Below are 14,397 nucleotides of genomic sequence, written 5' to 3' on the forward strand. Positions count from 1 at the left end.
GGCATTTTTCCTTTGGCTCTCGCCAGACGCGAAAATCTGGCCTTATCCTGCGACATGGCTGACGTTTCGTTCGCAAGAGCGCCCGACGACCAGCGTCCGAGGGGGTTCGATAAGCCGGGTGAAGACCCGGCGCAAGATGATGGCTGGTCCTGGGCGGCGCCCGGACTGCGTCGCGGACGTCTGCGGGTTCGGTCCTTGCTGGCCCAGCGCTGGCTGGCCGTGGCGGGCCAGACTGCGGCCCTGCTGTTCGTCGGCATGGTGCTGAAGCTGGAGATTCCCTGGGCCCTGTGCTTTTCGCTGATCGCCCTGTCGGCCTGGCTCAATGTGCTGCTGAGCCTGGCCTCGAGCGGTCAGAGGCTGGCCCGCGAGGGCGAGGCCACGGCCCAGATCGCCTTTGACATCCTGCAGCTGTCAGGCCTGCTGTACCTGACCGGCGGGGCGCACAACGCCTTCTGCCTGCTGCTGATCGCGCCGGTCACTCTGGCGGCGGCCACCCTGCCCGCCCGCTACGCCCTGTGTCTGGCGCTGCTGGCCATCGCCAGCACGGTGCTGCTGGCCTTTTTCCACCTGCCGGTTCCCATGGTGGCGGGCGCGCCGCCGATGGTGGAGCCGCCGCTGGCGCAGCAGGCCATCATGATCCTGGCCCGGATCATGGGCATCGTCATCACCGGCGCCTATGCTTGGCAGGCCGCCAGCGAATCCGCGCGGATGGAGCTGGCCCTCAACGTCACCGAGACGGTGCTGGCTCGCGAGCAGAGGCTGTCGGCCCTGGGCGCCCTGGCCGCCGCCGCCGCCCACGAACTGGGCACCCCCCTGGCGACCATCTCGGTGGTCGCCCGCGAAATGGCCCGCAACGCCCCCGACGACCAGACCCGCGAGGACGCCGAGCTGATGATCGGCCAGGCGGCGCGCTGTCGCGAGATCCTGCAGCGCCTGACCGAGATGCCCGAGGCCAAGGACGCCGTGCACGAGCGCATGAGCCTGGTCCAGCTGGTCCAGGACGTCATCGAGCCGCACCTGGTGCACGGCGTGCGCGTCGAGGCCGTGGTCAACGGCCCGTCCGGGGAATCCGCGCCCGACATCTGGCGGCGGCCCGAGGTGATCCACGCGATGACCTCCATCGTCGAGAACGCCGTCGACTTCGCCCGCGCCGAGGTGCTGGTCATCGCCCGCTTCGACCCGCGCTCAATCGTCATCGAGGTGCGCGACGACGGTCCCGGCTTTTCGGCCGAGGTGCTGGCCAAGCTGGGCGAGCCCTATGTCACCACCCGTCCGGGGGCCGAGGGCTCGCGCACGGGCCATATCGGCATGGGTCTGGGCTTCTTCATCGCCAAGACCCTGCTGGAACGGACAGGGGCCACGGTGGATTTTCGCAATGGCCGGCGCGGCGGGGCGGTAGTCTCGGCGCGCTGGCCCCGGTCGGCGCTTGAGGCCTCTGGTTACACAGGGGCTTGATGCCTGGCCGGGAAGGACAACATGATGCTTTATCAGTGTACTCGGTTGAGTACGGGCGCGGGGAGGCGCTGAAGTCATGGCGGATATTAGTGAGCTGGTTGCGGCCCTGCCCGACAAGACGCTTCTGCTTCTCGACGACGATGCGCCACTGCGCACGCGCTTGGGACGCGCGCTAGAGCAGCGGGGGTTCGTGGTGACCCTGGCCGCCTCGGTGGCCGAAGCTCTGGCCCTGCTGCGCGTTCATGCCCCCGCCCACGCCGTGCTCGACATGCGGCTGGAGGACGGCACGGGGCTGAAGGTCGTAGAGGCGGTGCGCGACGCCCGGCCTGACGCCAAGATCATCATGCTCACCGGCTATGGCAATATCGCCACCGCCGTGGCGGCCGTGAAGGCCGGGGTGGTCGACTATCTCTCCAAGCCGGCCGACGCCGATGAGGTGGCCCGCGCCCTGCTGGCCGCCAAGGACGCCGCGCCGGTGCCGCCGGACAACCCGATGAGCGCCGACCGCGTGCGGTGGGAACATATCCAGCGGGTCTATGAAATGTGCGGCCACAACGTGTCTGAGACCGCGCGCCGCCTGAACATGCACCGCCGGACCCTGCAGCGGATCCTGGCCAAACGGGCACCGCGGTAAGACAGTGGGTAGATGCTCCCCCACTGGGGGAGCTGTCGGCGAAGCCGACTGAGGGGGCCATCTCGGCCTAGGCTCAGCTAGCCCCCTCCGGCCCTGCGGGCCACCTCCCCCAGAGGGGGAGGATCTAGCCCGGCTCCGTCACATCGCCGAAATGCCGCCGTCGACCTTGATCTCGGCGCCGGTCATGAACTTGCTCTCGTCGCTGGCGAGGTAGAGCACGGCGTTGGCGATGTCGTTGGGCTCGCCGATCCGGCCCAGCGGAACCTGCCGCGCCAGCTTGGCGTGGGCCTCTTCCTTGCCGAACCGGGCGGTAAAACCGTCGAGGATCGGGGTGTCGATGAAGGTCGGGTGGATCGAGTTGGAGCGGATATCCAGCTTCATCTTGGCGCAGTACAGCGCGATGTTCTTGGACAGCAGCCAGACCGCCGCCTTGGAGGCGTTGTAGGCCGGCGAATTGCCATTGGCGATCAGGCCGGCGATCGAGCTCAGATTGATGATCGAGCCCGGCTGATGGGCCCGCATGTGGGTCAGGGCGTGCTTGGCGCCCAGGAAGACCGAGTCGACATTGACCGACATCACCTTCTTCCAGAGGGCGAAATCGAGGCTCTCGATCGGACCATCGCCGCCGATGCCGGCATTGTTGACCAGCACCGACAGGCCGCCCATGGCCTCGGTGGCCTTCTCAAGCACCGCGATCCATTCGTCTTCCTGGGTGACATCCAACTCAAAGGCGAAGGCCGTGCCGGCCCCGTGGGCGGCGTTGATCTCGTCGGCGACCGCCTGGGCTCCGGCCAGGTTGATGTCGGCCAGGCTGACCTTGGCGCCCTGGCTGGCCAGCATGCGCCCGGCCGCCGCGCCCAGACCCTGGGCCCCGCCGGTGATGAAGGCCTTCTTGCCGGCGACCCGGCCCGTGTTCTGCGCCATTTGGCGTCCTCCCAATTATTCAAACATTAGTTTGAACTGGAAGGGGTCGGGGCGGAAGGGGGAAACGGTTTTGGAGGCGGCGTCCGACCTTGGCGCTAAGCCACTGAGTCCATGAACGTCGCCAAAGCCAGATCCAGCTCCGTCACGCCATCGGCGTCATGGGTGGTCAGCAGCACCTCGACCCGGTTGTAGACATTGAACCATTCGGGATGGTGATCCAGCTTGTCGGCCATCAGGGCCACGCGGGTCATGAAGCCGAAGGCGGCATTGAAATCGGCGAACTTGAACGTCTTGGTGATGGCGTCCTTGTCCGGCGCGGCGCTCCAGCCCGAAAGCTGCGCAACAGCGGCGGCGGCGCCGATCCGGGGGCGTGACATGGCAGGTCCTGACGCGAAGGGATGATCCCCCTTCAGAACGCCAATCCGGTCGCCTTCGCAAGGTCGGCGAGCAGCTGGTCCTCGCTGGAGACCTTGATCGCGGTCATGCCCAGGGCGGCGGCCGGTTTGCAGTTGACCCCCAGGTCGTCGAGATAGACGCAGTTTTCCGGCGCGACGTTCAGGGCCTCGCACATCATCAGATAGATGCGCGGATCAGGCTTGCGGACCCCGGCCTTGGAGCTTTCGATCACCACCGCGAAATGGCCCATGATCTCGCCGACGGCGGCGGCCTTTTCGGCGCTCGAGGCCATGCCCGCGCCATGGCCGGTGGTGACATTGTTGGTGATGCAGCCGACCTTGAACCGCGCCTTGCAGGCCAGCATCGCCGCCAGCACCCTGGGGCGCAGGTCGCCATACAGCAGCGGCAACACATCGGCCCCGCGCACCGCGTGGCCTAGGCGCGTGGCCTCTTCCAGGAACAAGGCGTCAAAGCCCGCCGCGTCGATCTCGGACCGCTCGAACCGCGCCCAGGCATTGGTGTCAGGGTCGGTGGAATTGACCGTGCGGATGAAGTCGGTCGGCAGGCCCCGCTGCGCCTCGTAGCGGCGGAAAGCCTCGAATGGCGAGGTGGTGAAGACACCGCCGAAATCCCAGATCACCGCCTCGATCGCCATGCAGTCCTCAAACAGTTGTTTGATCGACGGTAGGGCGCGGCTCGACGCGAGGCAAGCGCCTGCGGTGACGCTCCGTTCGCGCGCCGGGTGAACCCGCACGCCGTTAACCTTTGTTAATGCTTTGCTGCGGGTCCAGGAGCGTTCCATGATCTTTTCCCGCCTGTCCTTCTGTGTCGCCGCAGCCGGCGCCCTGCTCGCCGGCGCCGCCATGGCTGCGGGTTCCGATCAGGGCCTGAGGGGCGGACCGCCGGTGTCGCGACCCGGACTGCCGCTGGATCCGGAGCTGCTGCCGCCCAACACCGGGCCCGGCGATTGCGTGACCCGGCGGATCACCGGCCCCGGCGGCGCCTATCGCTGGGACCGCGTGGAATGCGACGGGCAACGCGGCTGGTCCGGCCTTGACCCGTGGGGTTATGGCCACCGACCGCTTGAGGTCGAGACCCTGCCGGCCCATCACGCCGATCGCTACGGCGGCGGCCACGATCCGCGCGCCCACGACCGGCGGGAAGACCGCTACGGCCCCGGCCCCTCGCGGTTTACCGAGTACCGCGTCGCCGGCCGCGACGCCGACGGCTTCCTGGTCTGGCCCGGAAAACGACCCTGACCTTTGACCCTAACCTTGGCCTGAGCCTTGCGGGCGGTCCTTCCCGACGAACCAATTTGGGACGGGGGACCTGAACATGCGCACGCCAACCAAGCCATTCTTCAAACGCTACGAACTGATCGCCATCGCCGCCTTCGTAGTGGCCGCCATCGGCATCAGCAGCCTCGGCATCGTCTACTAGGGACCTTCCGGCCAGGCGTCCTGGCGCCGGAATGGAACAGGACCGCCCGGCCCGCGCCTTGTGCCAGGGCGGGTGGAGGGGTGATCAGATCGCAGGCTTTGGCCGCCCCCGCCGCTCGCGGAAGAAGCCCCGCAGCAGGTCGGCGCTTTCCTGGGCCATCACCCCGCCCGTCACCTCCGGCCGCCAGTGGCAGGTCGGCTGGGCGAAGAAGCGCGGGCCGTGAACCACGGCGCCGCCCTTGGGATCTTCGGCTCCGAACACCACCCGTCCGATCCGCGCATGGCTGATCGCGCCAGCGCACATGGCGCAGGGCTCCAGAGTCACGACAAGCGTCAGATCGGTCAGCCGATAGTTTTCCAGCTTGGCAGCCACCTGCCGCATCACGGCGATCTCGGCATGCGCCGTCGGGTCATGGGCGGCGATCGGACCGTTGCCGGCGACGCCCAGGATCTCGCCGCTCTTGGGATCAAGGATCACCGCCCCGACCGGCGTCTCGCCGCGCGCGGCGGCGGCGCGGGCTTCGTCCAGGGCGATGGCCATGGCGGCTTCATCGGTCAGGCGCAGAGGATCGGAAATGGTCTAGCCCTCCAAGGCCAGCAAGGTGACGCGGCGGGCCTGAAGACAGCGAAGCCGCAGCGCAGACTTCAGGGTCGCCTCGAAGATCACCGACTTTCAGTATGTCATTTTCAGAACGGCGCAAACGCCGCAACCTTGATCCTGACCGCGTTCGGTGCGCATTTGGCGTCCAGCCCATCGAGAGATGCGCCCTGCCCTTCGAAGGACCGACCATGAACGACCTGCCCCCCAACACGCCCCACGACCCTCTGTACGAGCCCGGTCACGATGGCGACCTCGACGATCCGTCGACGGGCGAGCGCGTCGCCAAGGCCCTGGCCCGCGCGGGTGTGGCCTCGCGGCGCGAGGTCGAGCGGCTGATCGAGGCCGGCCGCGTCGCCATCAATGGCAAGGTCCTGACCACCCCGGCGGTGAAGGTGGGCCCCGGCGACTTCCTGACCGTCGACGGCAAGTTGGTGGCCGAACGCGAGCCGACGCGGCTGTTCCGCTACAACAAGCCCACTGGTCTGATGACTACCCACAACGATCCCAAGGAACGCCCGACGGTGTTCCAGGCCCTGCCGCGCGAGCTGCCGCGCCTGATCTCGGTGGGGCGCCTTGACCTGAACTCTGAAGGCCTGCTGCTGCTGACCAATGACGGCGAGCTGTCGCGCAAGCTGGAAGCGCCCAACAATGGCTGGGTGCGCCGCTATCGCGTCCGCGCCTTTGGCCATACCGATCAGGCGCGGCTGGACCGGCTGAAGGACGGCGTCACCATCGAGGGCGTGCGCTATGGCCCGATCGAAGCCAAGGTCGACAAGGCCCAGGACAAGGCCGGCGGCGGCAAGAACATCTGGATCACCATCTCGCTGACCGAGGGCAAGAACCGGGAAATCCGCCGGGTGCTCGAGCATCTGGACCTGAAGGTCAATCGCCTGATCCGCCTCTCCTATGGCCCGTTCGCCCTGGCCACCCTGATGCCGGGCCAGGTGGAAGAAGTCGGCCCCCGGGTGATCCGCGAGCTGCTGGCCGGGCTGGTGGCCGAGGAAGACATGCCCACCGGCGACAAGCCGCAATTCATGGGCGTGGCCGATCCTCTGCACGCGCCGGGCACCGCCAAGGGCGGCGAACTGCAGCGCCGGGCCATCAAGTCCGCGCCCCTGCCCAAGGTTCTCGAACCCGGTGAGCGGACGCTGGAAAAGCCGGTCTACAAGGCCGGCTGGGCCAAGCCGAAGAAGAAGGTCGTCATCGCCGGCGTCAAGCCGATCAAGCGCGCCCCCAAGTCCATCGAGAGCAAGATGATCGGCCCCAAGCCGGACCATCTGACCCCGCGTGGGGCCAAGGCCGCGACAGGCCCCAAGTCGTTCGGGTCCAAGGCGGCGGGCGGCGTGGCCGGGGCCAGGTCCTTCGACAAGGCGGCGGCCGGCAAGCCCTCAGCGGCGAAGCCGGCGCGCGCCGGCTTCGCCGCCCGTTCAGCCGAACCGGGCAAGACAGGCGCGAAGGCGTTCGCCAGGCCCGCAAGCGCGGGCGGCAAGCCCTACAGCAAGCCCGGCTCGAAGCCGGCCGCCGAGACGTCATCCCGCTCGGCCCCCGCCGCGTTTGAGGCCAGGCCGGGCGCGCCGCGTCCGTACAAAGGCCCCAAAAAGCCGCGCTAGGCTTGGGCGTCGTCGGCCCTTGTGCCGGCGTTAGATCGTGGCCGTGTCGCGGCTGCCGAACCAGCGGGTGACGATCGGCCAACGCACCACCGCTTCGGCCAGCAGGGCGTAGCCGGCCCCGATCCCGACCGCGCCGACCAGTGAGGTCAACTGGAACGGATGCAGCGCCTCGGGGGTCAGGGACAGGGGACGTAGCAGCAGCAGGATGACGATGTTGTTGGCCGCGTGGGCGCCGATCGCCAGCTCGATGCCGCCGGTGCGCAGGGTCATCCAGGTCAGACCCGCGCCCATGGCCGCCCGGATCAGGAAGGCGCCGGGATTGGGGTCAAAGTGGATCAGCGCGAACAGCAGACCATTGACCGCCATCAGGATCACCGGACTGCGCGTGAACGCGCCGGCGTGCTTCAGCAGCCAGCCTCGGAACACGATCTCCTCGGCGGCGGCGGCGATCACCAGCAGCATGATGGCGAAGCCGGCATAGGTGGCGCGCCCCAGGCTTGTCGAGGCCAGCGCCAGGATCGGCGGCGTCGGCGCGCCCGCGCCCAGACTGGCGGCGACGATCACCATCGCCACCATGATCGCGCCCACCAGAACCAGCCCCGCTACCAGCAGACGGGTACGAAAAACACCGCCCACGACGGCATAGCGACGGATCGGCCGATGGCTCAGCCCGGCGCTCACGGCGACGAAGGCCAGGGCGGCGGCGCCATTGACCCCGGCCAGCACCGACAGCAGGAACAGCGAAGCCAGACCCTCGGTCTCGGCCCGGGCCGGCTGGTCGAACACGGCAAACAGCGCGGCGGCAGCCGGCGCGCCGTCCAGGCCGCTGACCACCACCATCACCAGCAGGCAGGCCGAGGCCGCGCCCAGCACGGCGGCGGCGACGGCGGCCAGCACGCCTACCGGGACTGCGACGGCCAGACGGCGCGCGTCGCGATCATAGGGCGTCAGGTCGGCGAGAAACCTCGACTCCCGCATCGCTTCGAAGATCGCCGCTATCGCCATCGCGTTTTCTGACACCCCTGTTCTTGGAGCGACTAAGAGAGCGCCCATCAAAACTTGTAAAGCGTCCGGCTTGCCGTGGCCCCGCAACAGCGGCACACACGCCGCTCCAGACAGGGATTGCAGCCCAATGCGCATCGTTTCCGGCCAGTATCGCGGCAAGGCCATCGTCGCCCCGCCCGGCGACGCCACCCGGCCGACCTCCGACCGCGCGCGCCAGGCGGTGTTCAACATCCTGGAGCACGCCGCCTGGGCGCCGGAGCTGCACGGTGCGCGCGTCGTCGACCTGTTCGCGGGCTCGGGCGCCCTGGGACTGGAAGCCCTGTCGCGGGGCGCGGCCTTCTGCCTGTTTGTCGAGACCGCCGATCCGGCGCGCGGCGCGATCCGCGAGAACATCGACGCCATGAATCTGTTCGGTGTCACCCGCGTGCATCGCCGCGACGCCACCGATCTTGGCCTGCCGCCGTCCAGCGTCGGCGCGCCGTTCGACATCGCCTTCCTGGATCCGCCCTACGCCAAGGGCCTAGGCGAGAAGGCCCTGGCCCAGTTGCTGGCCCATGGCTGGCTGAAGCCCGGCGCCATCGTGATGTTCGAGCGCGGCCGCGACGAGCCCGAGCCCGCCACGCCGGGCTTCACGGTCTTGGACACGCGCGACTATGGCGCCGCGCGTGTCCTGTTCCTCAAGGTCGCCGAGTAGCTACCAGCCGCGCGCGGTGACGCGGTTGTCGAGCTGGGACCTCAGGCTGACCGCGCCCTCCCGCGTGATGCGATAGGGCCCGCCACCCCGGCTGGCGATCAGCCGCCGCGCCTTCAGCGCCTTGAAGACGCTCAGAGAGCAGTCGCTCAGCCGCCAGCCCTCGCGGGTGATGCAGTCGACGTCGACCAGGCGGCCATGGTCGTCGCGTACGGGTTCGATACGGGCGCCCTGCGCCAGGGCATGCAGCGTGCGTTGCTGCGCTTTGGAGATGTTCAAGGAGATTGTCCGAGGATCGAGGCGTGGGAACGCAAACCCCCGGATCTCGGAGAGACCCGCTCATTCTCGGAGTGCGGACACGACTGGGCGCATCCGCAGGGGCTGCGGACGGATCAGGGCCTGATCGACTGGCGAACCGGAGGGTTCGGAGCCTGCTAGGCCCGGGCCTCGCTTACAATCTCGGACATAAAACCACCGTTGGAGTGACGGGCCATCCTAGCTCCAGGATGCCGAAACTCAAGCGCATCCCATGGCCGCCCGGCCCGGTGCAGGCCGCGGAAGCGCAGGATGGATCAGTTCATGAGCGCCGAGCCCAGCAGCACCCGGCTGCCGGACTTGCCCAGCACCTTGTCGGCGGTCTTCTGCATTTCCCGCGACAGGTAGTCGACATCCGGCGGATCGCCGCGCCGCATGCCCGAGGCGTAGGTCATCAGCACCTGGGCGAAGGCGGCGCGCAGGCGTGGCTCCGACTGCTGGGCGCGCTCCATCAGCTTGGGATCCTTGGCCTCGATGCCGGCTTCAAGCGTCAGCACGCCCCGTCGCCCATCCCGCCGCAGGGCGACCGCAGTCAGGGGCTTGAAGGCGAAATAGGTGACGGGCGCCTTCTCCTCCTTCTTGGCGGAACTGGCCAAGGCCGGAGACGCCGAGGCCGCCAGGACGCTGGCAAGAACGAGCGGAAGAAGGGTCAGGGCGCGGCGCATGCGGTATGCTTAGCAAGACGTGGTTGACGTCCTCTTTACGCCTAGGCGCGACAAAGGAGCGTTAACCACGAATCGCAATCCTCGCGACTCTTCGCGGCGGGGGCGGTAGGAGGCTGAACTTGGGCCGTTTTTTCCCGAAAACCCTCGATCTCGACGGCAAGGTGATCCTGATCACCGGCGGCACCGGCTCTTTTGGCCGACGGTTCATCGAGACGGTTCTGAAGCTCTCGAACCCGCGGAAGGTCATCGTCTACTCCCGCGACGAATTGAAGCAGAGCGACATGCAGATGGAGCTGCGCGAGCAGTTCGATGACGCGACCTATGCCAAGATGCGCTTCTTTCTGGGCGACGTGCGTGACCGCGAGCGCCTGACCCTGGCCCTGCGCGGGGTCGACATCGTCATCCATGCCGCCGCCCTGAAACAGGTGCCGGCGGCCGAATACAACCCGTCCGAATGCATCCACACCAATGTGCTGGGGGCCGAGAACGTGGTCTGGGCCAGCCTGACCAATGGGGTGAAAAAGGTGGTCGCCCTGTCGACCGACAAGGCCTGCAACCCGATCAACCTGTACGGCGCGACCAAGCTGGCCTCGGACAAGACCTTCGTGGCGGCCAATAATCTGTCGGGCGATATCGGCACCCGCTTTGCGGTGGTCCGCTATGGCAATGTCGTCGGCTCGCGCGGCAGCGTCGTGCCGCTGTTCAAGCGCCTGCTGGCCAACGGCGCCACCGAACTGCCGATCACCGATGCGCGCATGACCCGCTTCTGGATCACCCTGAACGAGGGGGTGAACTTCGTGCTCTCGTCGCTGGACCTGATGCGCGGCGGCGAGATCTTCGTGCCCAAGATCCCGTCCATGACCATGCCCGATCTGGTCAAGGCCATGTCGCCGACCGCCGGGGTCAAGGTCATCGGCATCCGACCAGGCGAAAAGCTGCACGAGATGATGATCAGCGCCGACGACGCGCGGGCCACAGTCGAGCTCTCCGACCGCTATGTGATCGAGCCCACCTTCGTCGAATATCCCCGCAAGCGCTTTGGCCCCGAGGACGGCGCCAAGCCGGCCGAGGAAGGCTTCTGCTACAGCAGCGACAACAATGACGACTGGCTGTCGGCGCAGGGCCTGCTGGCCATGCTGGAGGAGAAGGCGCGCTGATGACGGGCGCCCCGTTCCTCCCCTACGGTCGCCAGACCATCGAGGACGACGACGTCGCCGCCGTCGCGGCCGCCCTGCGCTCTGATTTCCTGACCACCGGCCCGACGGTCGAGGCCTTTGAGACGGCCTTCAAGACCAAGGTCGGGGCCGGGCACGCCATCGCCGTCAGCAACGGCACCGCCACCCTGCACCTGGCCATGCTGGCCCTGGGTGTGGGGGAGGGCGATGTCTGTATCGCGCCGTCGATCACCTTTCTGGCGACCGCCAACTGCGCCCGCTATGTGGGGGCCGAGGTGGTGTTCGCCGATGTCGATCCCGACACGGGCCTGATGACGCCCGACACCCTGGCCCAGGCCCTGGCCCGCTGCGGCGACCGTCGGGTGCGGGCCATTCTGCCGGTGCATCTGCGCGGCGATGTCTGCGACCTGCCGGCGATGCGGGCCATGGCCAGCGCGGCCGGGGCGGTGCTGGTGGAAGACGCGCCCCACGCCCTGGGCTCGATCGCCACCTTTGACGGGGTGGAGCATCCGGTCGGCGACGGCGCTTACTCAGCCTTCGCCAGCTTCTCGTTCCACCCGGTCAAGACCCTGGCCACCGGCGAGGGCGGCATGCTGACCACCAATGACGGGGACCTCGCGGCGCGGGCCCGGTCCCTGCGCGGCCACGGCATGGTGCGGCCGCTGGGGGGCGATCCCTGGTGGTACGAGATGCCTGAGCTGGGCTTCAACTATCGCATCCCCGACGTGCTGTGCGCCCTGGGTCTGTCGCAGCTGGCCAAGCTGGACCGCTTCGTCGCGCGCCGCCGGGCCCTGACCGCGCTCTATGTCGAACGGCTGGAGGCGCTGTCCCCCCGCGTGCGCCTGGCGACCAGCCCGGACTATTCCGACGCGGCCCTGCACCTGCTGACCGTGCTGATCGATTTCGACGCCCTGGGGATCACCCGCCGGATGGTGGTCGATGGCCTGAAGGCTCACGGCGTCGGCACGCAGGTTCACTACATTCCGGTGCACCAGCAGCCCTATTACGCGAAGCGCTACGGCGCGCTCGACCTGCCCGGCGCCCAGGCCTGGTACGACCGCTGCCTGACCCTGCCGCTCTATCCGACCATGGCCGACAGCGATGTGGATCGCGTGGTCGAAGCGCTGGGCAGGGTGTTGCCCCGCTAGACCAGCGCGCTGACCTGGGCGATCGGCTGGAGGTTGGTGAACTTGGCCACATCGGCCAGCACCTCGGCGGCGCGGGGCCCGCCCAGCGAGGCCTGCAGGGCGGCGGCGTCGCGGAACGCCAGATGCGCCATCGCGATAAAGGGCGCGGGGCCGCCATCGCCCGCCGACAGACCCTTGAACACCTGCACACCCGTCAGGCCGGTCGAGGCGAAGGCCTCGTGGACCAGCGGGATATGGGTGGCATTGTAATAGTCATGGTCGAAATGCGCGCCGTCAGCCGCCGCATAGAGCACGCTGAAGATCACCATGTGTCCATCCCCGGGTCGCCGCTGCCCTGTTGGCGCGGCTCTGGACCCAGCTTAGGCATCCCCGGGCGTGTCGCAAGCCGCGCAGGCGCGCGTCAGGCGGCCTGGGCGCTCTGCATCAGGCCCCTGAGCAGATCCATGGTCGCCGGTGAGGCCGCCAGTTCCTCGCGGGCCGCCGGATCTCGGGCCAGCTTGAAGGCTTCCATCTTGGCCCGGTCGGCCACCGGCCCTGTGGGGCCAGCCTCGCCCGTGGCCAGCTTGACCAGCAGGGCCAGGCGATGAGCCAGCGGCGCCGGGGCGCGGACCAGCATGGCCAGCAGCCGGCTGTCGATCTCGACCTGCGAGCCCAGTTCGCCGAGCTTGTTGCACAAGGGTTCGTAGTCTTCGCGCACCAGGCCCGACCGCGTGACGGTCTTTTGCAGGCCGGCCAGCGCCGCCAGCTTCGAGGCCGGCGAATCGGGGCCCTGCCGCAGTTCCTTTTCGAACCGCAGGGCGGTGATGTTGGCGCTCAGCCAGCGGGCTGCCTGACGCTTGTTGACCGCGCCCATGACGTTCTCGGCCAGGCGGATCAGGATCACGACCTCCTCGCGGGCCGAGCGGTCGCGCCCGAGCAGGGCCTCGATGAACTCGCCGTTGAGCAGGGTCTTGGAACGGACGGTGAAGGCGGCCTGGATGTCTTCAGGCGGCAGAATGCGTCCGGCGGCGGCCGTCAGGCTCATGGCCAGGGCCCGCAGAAATTCGATCTCGGCCTCGGCGTCGGTGGGCTTGAGCCGGCGCACGCCGTTCAGTTCGGCCAGCACCCGCTTGGCGATCGAGGCGCGGACAGGGGCGAAATGATCGCCGCTGAGCCATTCGCTCAGGCGCTTGGCGGTGCCCGACAGCTCGGGCATGCAGGCGCGGACCTGGGCCTGCATGCGGATCAGGGCCTCGACCTGGGCGCCGCCCGTCAAGCGGGTCATGGCCGCCAGGGTGGATCCAAGATCGTTGGCCGTGCCCAGCAGGTCGGCCATGCCGGCGCGCGAACCGATGATCTCGGCCAGGGGCTGTTCGATGGCGTGCAGGGCCAGGGCGCGGGGACCCGGTTCGGTCGGGGCGGCGTCGGCCAGATCCAGCAGGCGGGCGATCTTGTCGGACCAGCTGACGCCGGGCGCGATCGAGGCGGCGACGCCGGCCCCCAGCAGGAAGGCGCGGTCAGGATCGGTGGCCAGGCGCGTGGCGGCCTTGGCGAACCCTTCCTTGTCGAGGTCCGGCAGCTGGCCCTTCTTGAAGGCCTTCATCAAATTGGCGACCGAGCGCTCGACCAGACCCTGGAAGGTGCGGATCAGTTCGTGGACCGACATCCCTCGCGCTTCGGCCTCGGGAATGGCGATCTTTTGCAGGGCGTGCTGCAGGTCGGTGCCGGAGGCTTCCAGCTTCTCGACCAGGTCGGGACGGTGCAGCAGTTCGAACGGCGTGGCGTTGTGCCGGGCCAGCCAGCCCTCGAGCAGGCGACCGATCCGGTCGCGGGCGTGGGCGGTATAGAGATCTGCCGGCTGGACGCAGAGGGGATCGAGATCCTCGACCTCCTTCTTGGGCTTGCCGCCGTCGACCATGCCCTTGGTGAAGATGGCGATGGATCTGTATTCGCCGGACTCGCGGTCCAGGGTTTCCTTGCTGACCCGAACGGCGACGGCGCGGCCCGAGGTCAGGCATTCCTCGGCGTTCTGGAGCGCAGCCGTGCGAACTTCCGTGGCCATTTCCAGGACCCACTGTGCGCCGGCCTTGCGGCGCACGAAAAGTTCGTAATGGACATCACTCATGGGCTAGGGGCTCCCGTAGCCTTGGTTATCGGCTACAACACCTTAAAGCGAGGTTGAGGCGCGTCGTTCGCGCTGAAGCTGGGCGGTCCTGGGACCTTCAGCCGCAATCGCGCCACGCTGGGGCCGCAAAGGGCGGCGACACCCCTTTGGGAAAGCTTTGCCGCGCGATGCGTTGAAGCGACTGCGGGGGGTCGATAGGATCGCCTCAAGACGAAGGTTGAAGGATCAGACAGGC

General features: G+C 68.2%; 17 protein-coding genes. 8 read left to right on the forward strand and 9 right to left on the reverse strand.

From position 1 onward, the window contains the following. Positions 1-54 precede the first annotated feature (54 nt). The gene (locus ACW17Z_RS09220) at positions 55-1,455 is read left to right on the forward strand and encodes an ActS/PrrB/RegB family redox-sensitive histidine kinase (protein ID WP_419319706.1); all 1,401 of its coding nucleotides are present in this window, start codon (positions 55-57) and stop codon (positions 1,453-1,455) included. Positions 1,456-1,531: 76 nt separating this feature from the next. Next, positions 1,532-2,089, forward strand: coding sequence for an ActR/PrrA/RegA family redox response regulator transcription factor (locus ACW17Z_RS09225; RefSeq protein WP_419319705.1), 558 nt, complete (start codon positions 1,532-1,534; stop codon positions 2,087-2,089). Between the two features lie 138 nt (positions 2,090-2,227). On the opposite strand, the gene ACW17Z_RS09230 is transcribed toward ACW17Z_RS09225, so the two are convergent. The 3 genes from ACW17Z_RS09230 to ACW17Z_RS09240 all read right to left on the reverse strand — a co-directional run bounded on the left by ACW17Z_RS09230 (position 2,228) and on the right by ACW17Z_RS09240 (position 4,064). Next, positions 2,228-3,013: an SDR family oxidoreductase gene (locus ACW17Z_RS09230; RefSeq protein ID WP_419253071.1), complete on the reverse strand. Its 786-nt coding sequence runs from the start codon at positions 3,011-3,013 to the stop codon at positions 2,228-2,230. A gap of 95 nt (positions 3,014-3,108) precedes the next feature. Next, on the reverse strand, positions 3,109-3,390 hold the full coding sequence (locus tag ACW17Z_RS09235; protein ID WP_492058427.1) for a 4a-hydroxytetrahydrobiopterin dehydratase: 282 nt from the start codon (positions 3,388-3,390) through the stop codon (positions 3,109-3,111). Between the two features lie 32 nt (positions 3,391-3,422). After that, positions 3,423-4,064 carry an HAD-IA family hydrolase gene (locus tag ACW17Z_RS09240; protein WP_419319701.1) on the reverse strand — a complete coding sequence of 214 codons (642 nt, stop codon included), beginning with the start codon at positions 4,062-4,064 and terminating at the stop codon, positions 3,423-3,425. A gap of 145 nt (positions 4,065-4,209) precedes the next feature. On the opposite strand from ACW17Z_RS09240, the gene ACW17Z_RS09245 reads away from it, so the two are divergent. Next, complete coding sequence (locus ACW17Z_RS09245; protein ID WP_492058428.1) at positions 4,210-4,668, forward strand: hypothetical protein; 459 nt, start codon at positions 4,210-4,212, stop codon at positions 4,666-4,668. 76 nt (positions 4,669-4,744) lie between these two features. After that, positions 4,745-4,849, forward strand: a complete 105-nt coding sequence (locus ACW17Z_RS09250) for a hypothetical protein (protein ID WP_419319699.1) — start codon at positions 4,745-4,747, stop codon at positions 4,847-4,849. Between the two features lie 84 nt (positions 4,850-4,933). Here ACW17Z_RS09250 and ACW17Z_RS09255 read toward each other — a convergent pair whose 3' ends face one another. Beyond that, a complete protein-coding gene (locus ACW17Z_RS09255) occupies positions 4,934-5,389 on the reverse strand; it encodes a nucleoside deaminase (protein WP_492058429.1) in 456 nt (151 codons plus the stop codon). Between the two features lie 248 nt (positions 5,390-5,637). Between ACW17Z_RS09255 and ACW17Z_RS09260 the strand changes: the two genes are divergently transcribed. Further along, the gene (locus ACW17Z_RS09260; RefSeq protein WP_492058430.1) at positions 5,638-7,059 is read left to right on the forward strand and encodes a pseudouridine synthase; all 1,422 of its coding nucleotides are present in this window, start codon (positions 5,638-5,640) and stop codon (positions 7,057-7,059) included. Positions 7,060-7,089: 30 nt separating this feature from the next. On the opposite strand, the gene ACW17Z_RS09265 is transcribed toward ACW17Z_RS09260, so the two are convergent. Next, positions 7,090-8,079, reverse strand: a complete 990-nt coding sequence (locus ACW17Z_RS09265; protein WP_492058431.1) for a CPBP family intramembrane glutamic endopeptidase — start codon at positions 8,077-8,079, stop codon at positions 7,090-7,092. Between the two features lie 112 nt (positions 8,080-8,191). Here ACW17Z_RS09265 and rsmD point away from each other — a divergent pair, with 112 nt between their 5' ends. After that, positions 8,192-8,758, forward strand: coding sequence for a 16S rRNA (guanine(966)-N(2))-methyltransferase RsmD (gene rsmD / locus ACW17Z_RS09270; protein WP_419253077.1), 567 nt, complete (start codon positions 8,192-8,194; stop codon positions 8,756-8,758). Here the strand turns inward: rsmD and ACW17Z_RS09275 are convergent, their stop codons facing one another. Beyond that, the gene (locus tag ACW17Z_RS09275; RefSeq protein ID WP_492058432.1) at positions 8,759-9,034 is read right to left on the reverse strand and encodes a YjhX family toxin; all 276 of its coding nucleotides are present in this window, start codon (positions 9,032-9,034) and stop codon (positions 8,759-8,761) included. It abuts the gene before it with no gap. 293 nt (positions 9,035-9,327) lie between these two features. After that, the gene (locus ACW17Z_RS09280) at positions 9,328-9,735 is read right to left on the reverse strand and encodes a hypothetical protein (RefSeq protein ID WP_419319691.1); all 408 of its coding nucleotides are present in this window, start codon (positions 9,733-9,735) and stop codon (positions 9,328-9,330) included. A gap of 119 nt (positions 9,736-9,854) precedes the next feature. On the opposite strand from ACW17Z_RS09280, the gene pseB reads away from it, so the two are divergent. Beyond that, complete coding sequence (gene pseB, locus ACW17Z_RS09285) at positions 9,855-10,892, forward strand: UDP-N-acetylglucosamine 4,6-dehydratase (inverting) (protein ID WP_492058433.1); 1,038 nt, start codon at positions 9,855-9,857, stop codon at positions 10,890-10,892. Then, on the forward strand, positions 10,892-12,058 hold the full coding sequence (pseC, locus tag ACW17Z_RS09290) for a UDP-4-amino-4,6-dideoxy-N-acetyl-beta-L-altrosamine transaminase (RefSeq protein WP_492058434.1): 1,167 nt from the start codon (positions 10,892-10,894) through the stop codon (positions 12,056-12,058). Before pseB ends, pseC begins: the two co-directional genes overlap by 1 nt. On the opposite strand, the gene ACW17Z_RS09295 is transcribed toward pseC, so the two are convergent. Next, on the reverse strand, positions 12,055-12,366 hold the full coding sequence (locus tag ACW17Z_RS09295; RefSeq protein WP_492058435.1) for an EthD family reductase: 312 nt from the start codon (positions 12,364-12,366) through the stop codon (positions 12,055-12,057). The two genes, pseC and ACW17Z_RS09295, sit on opposite strands and share 4 nt — an antisense overlap. A gap of 92 nt (positions 12,367-12,458) precedes the next feature. Next, the gene (locus ACW17Z_RS09300) at positions 12,459-14,162 is read right to left on the reverse strand and encodes a hypothetical protein (RefSeq protein ID WP_419319687.1); all 1,704 of its coding nucleotides are present in this window, start codon (positions 14,160-14,162) and stop codon (positions 12,459-12,461) included. Between the last annotated feature and the right edge of the window lie 235 nt (positions 14,163-14,397).

The sequence above is a fragment of the Caulobacter sp. GSs2 genome (genome assembly GCF_058680895.1).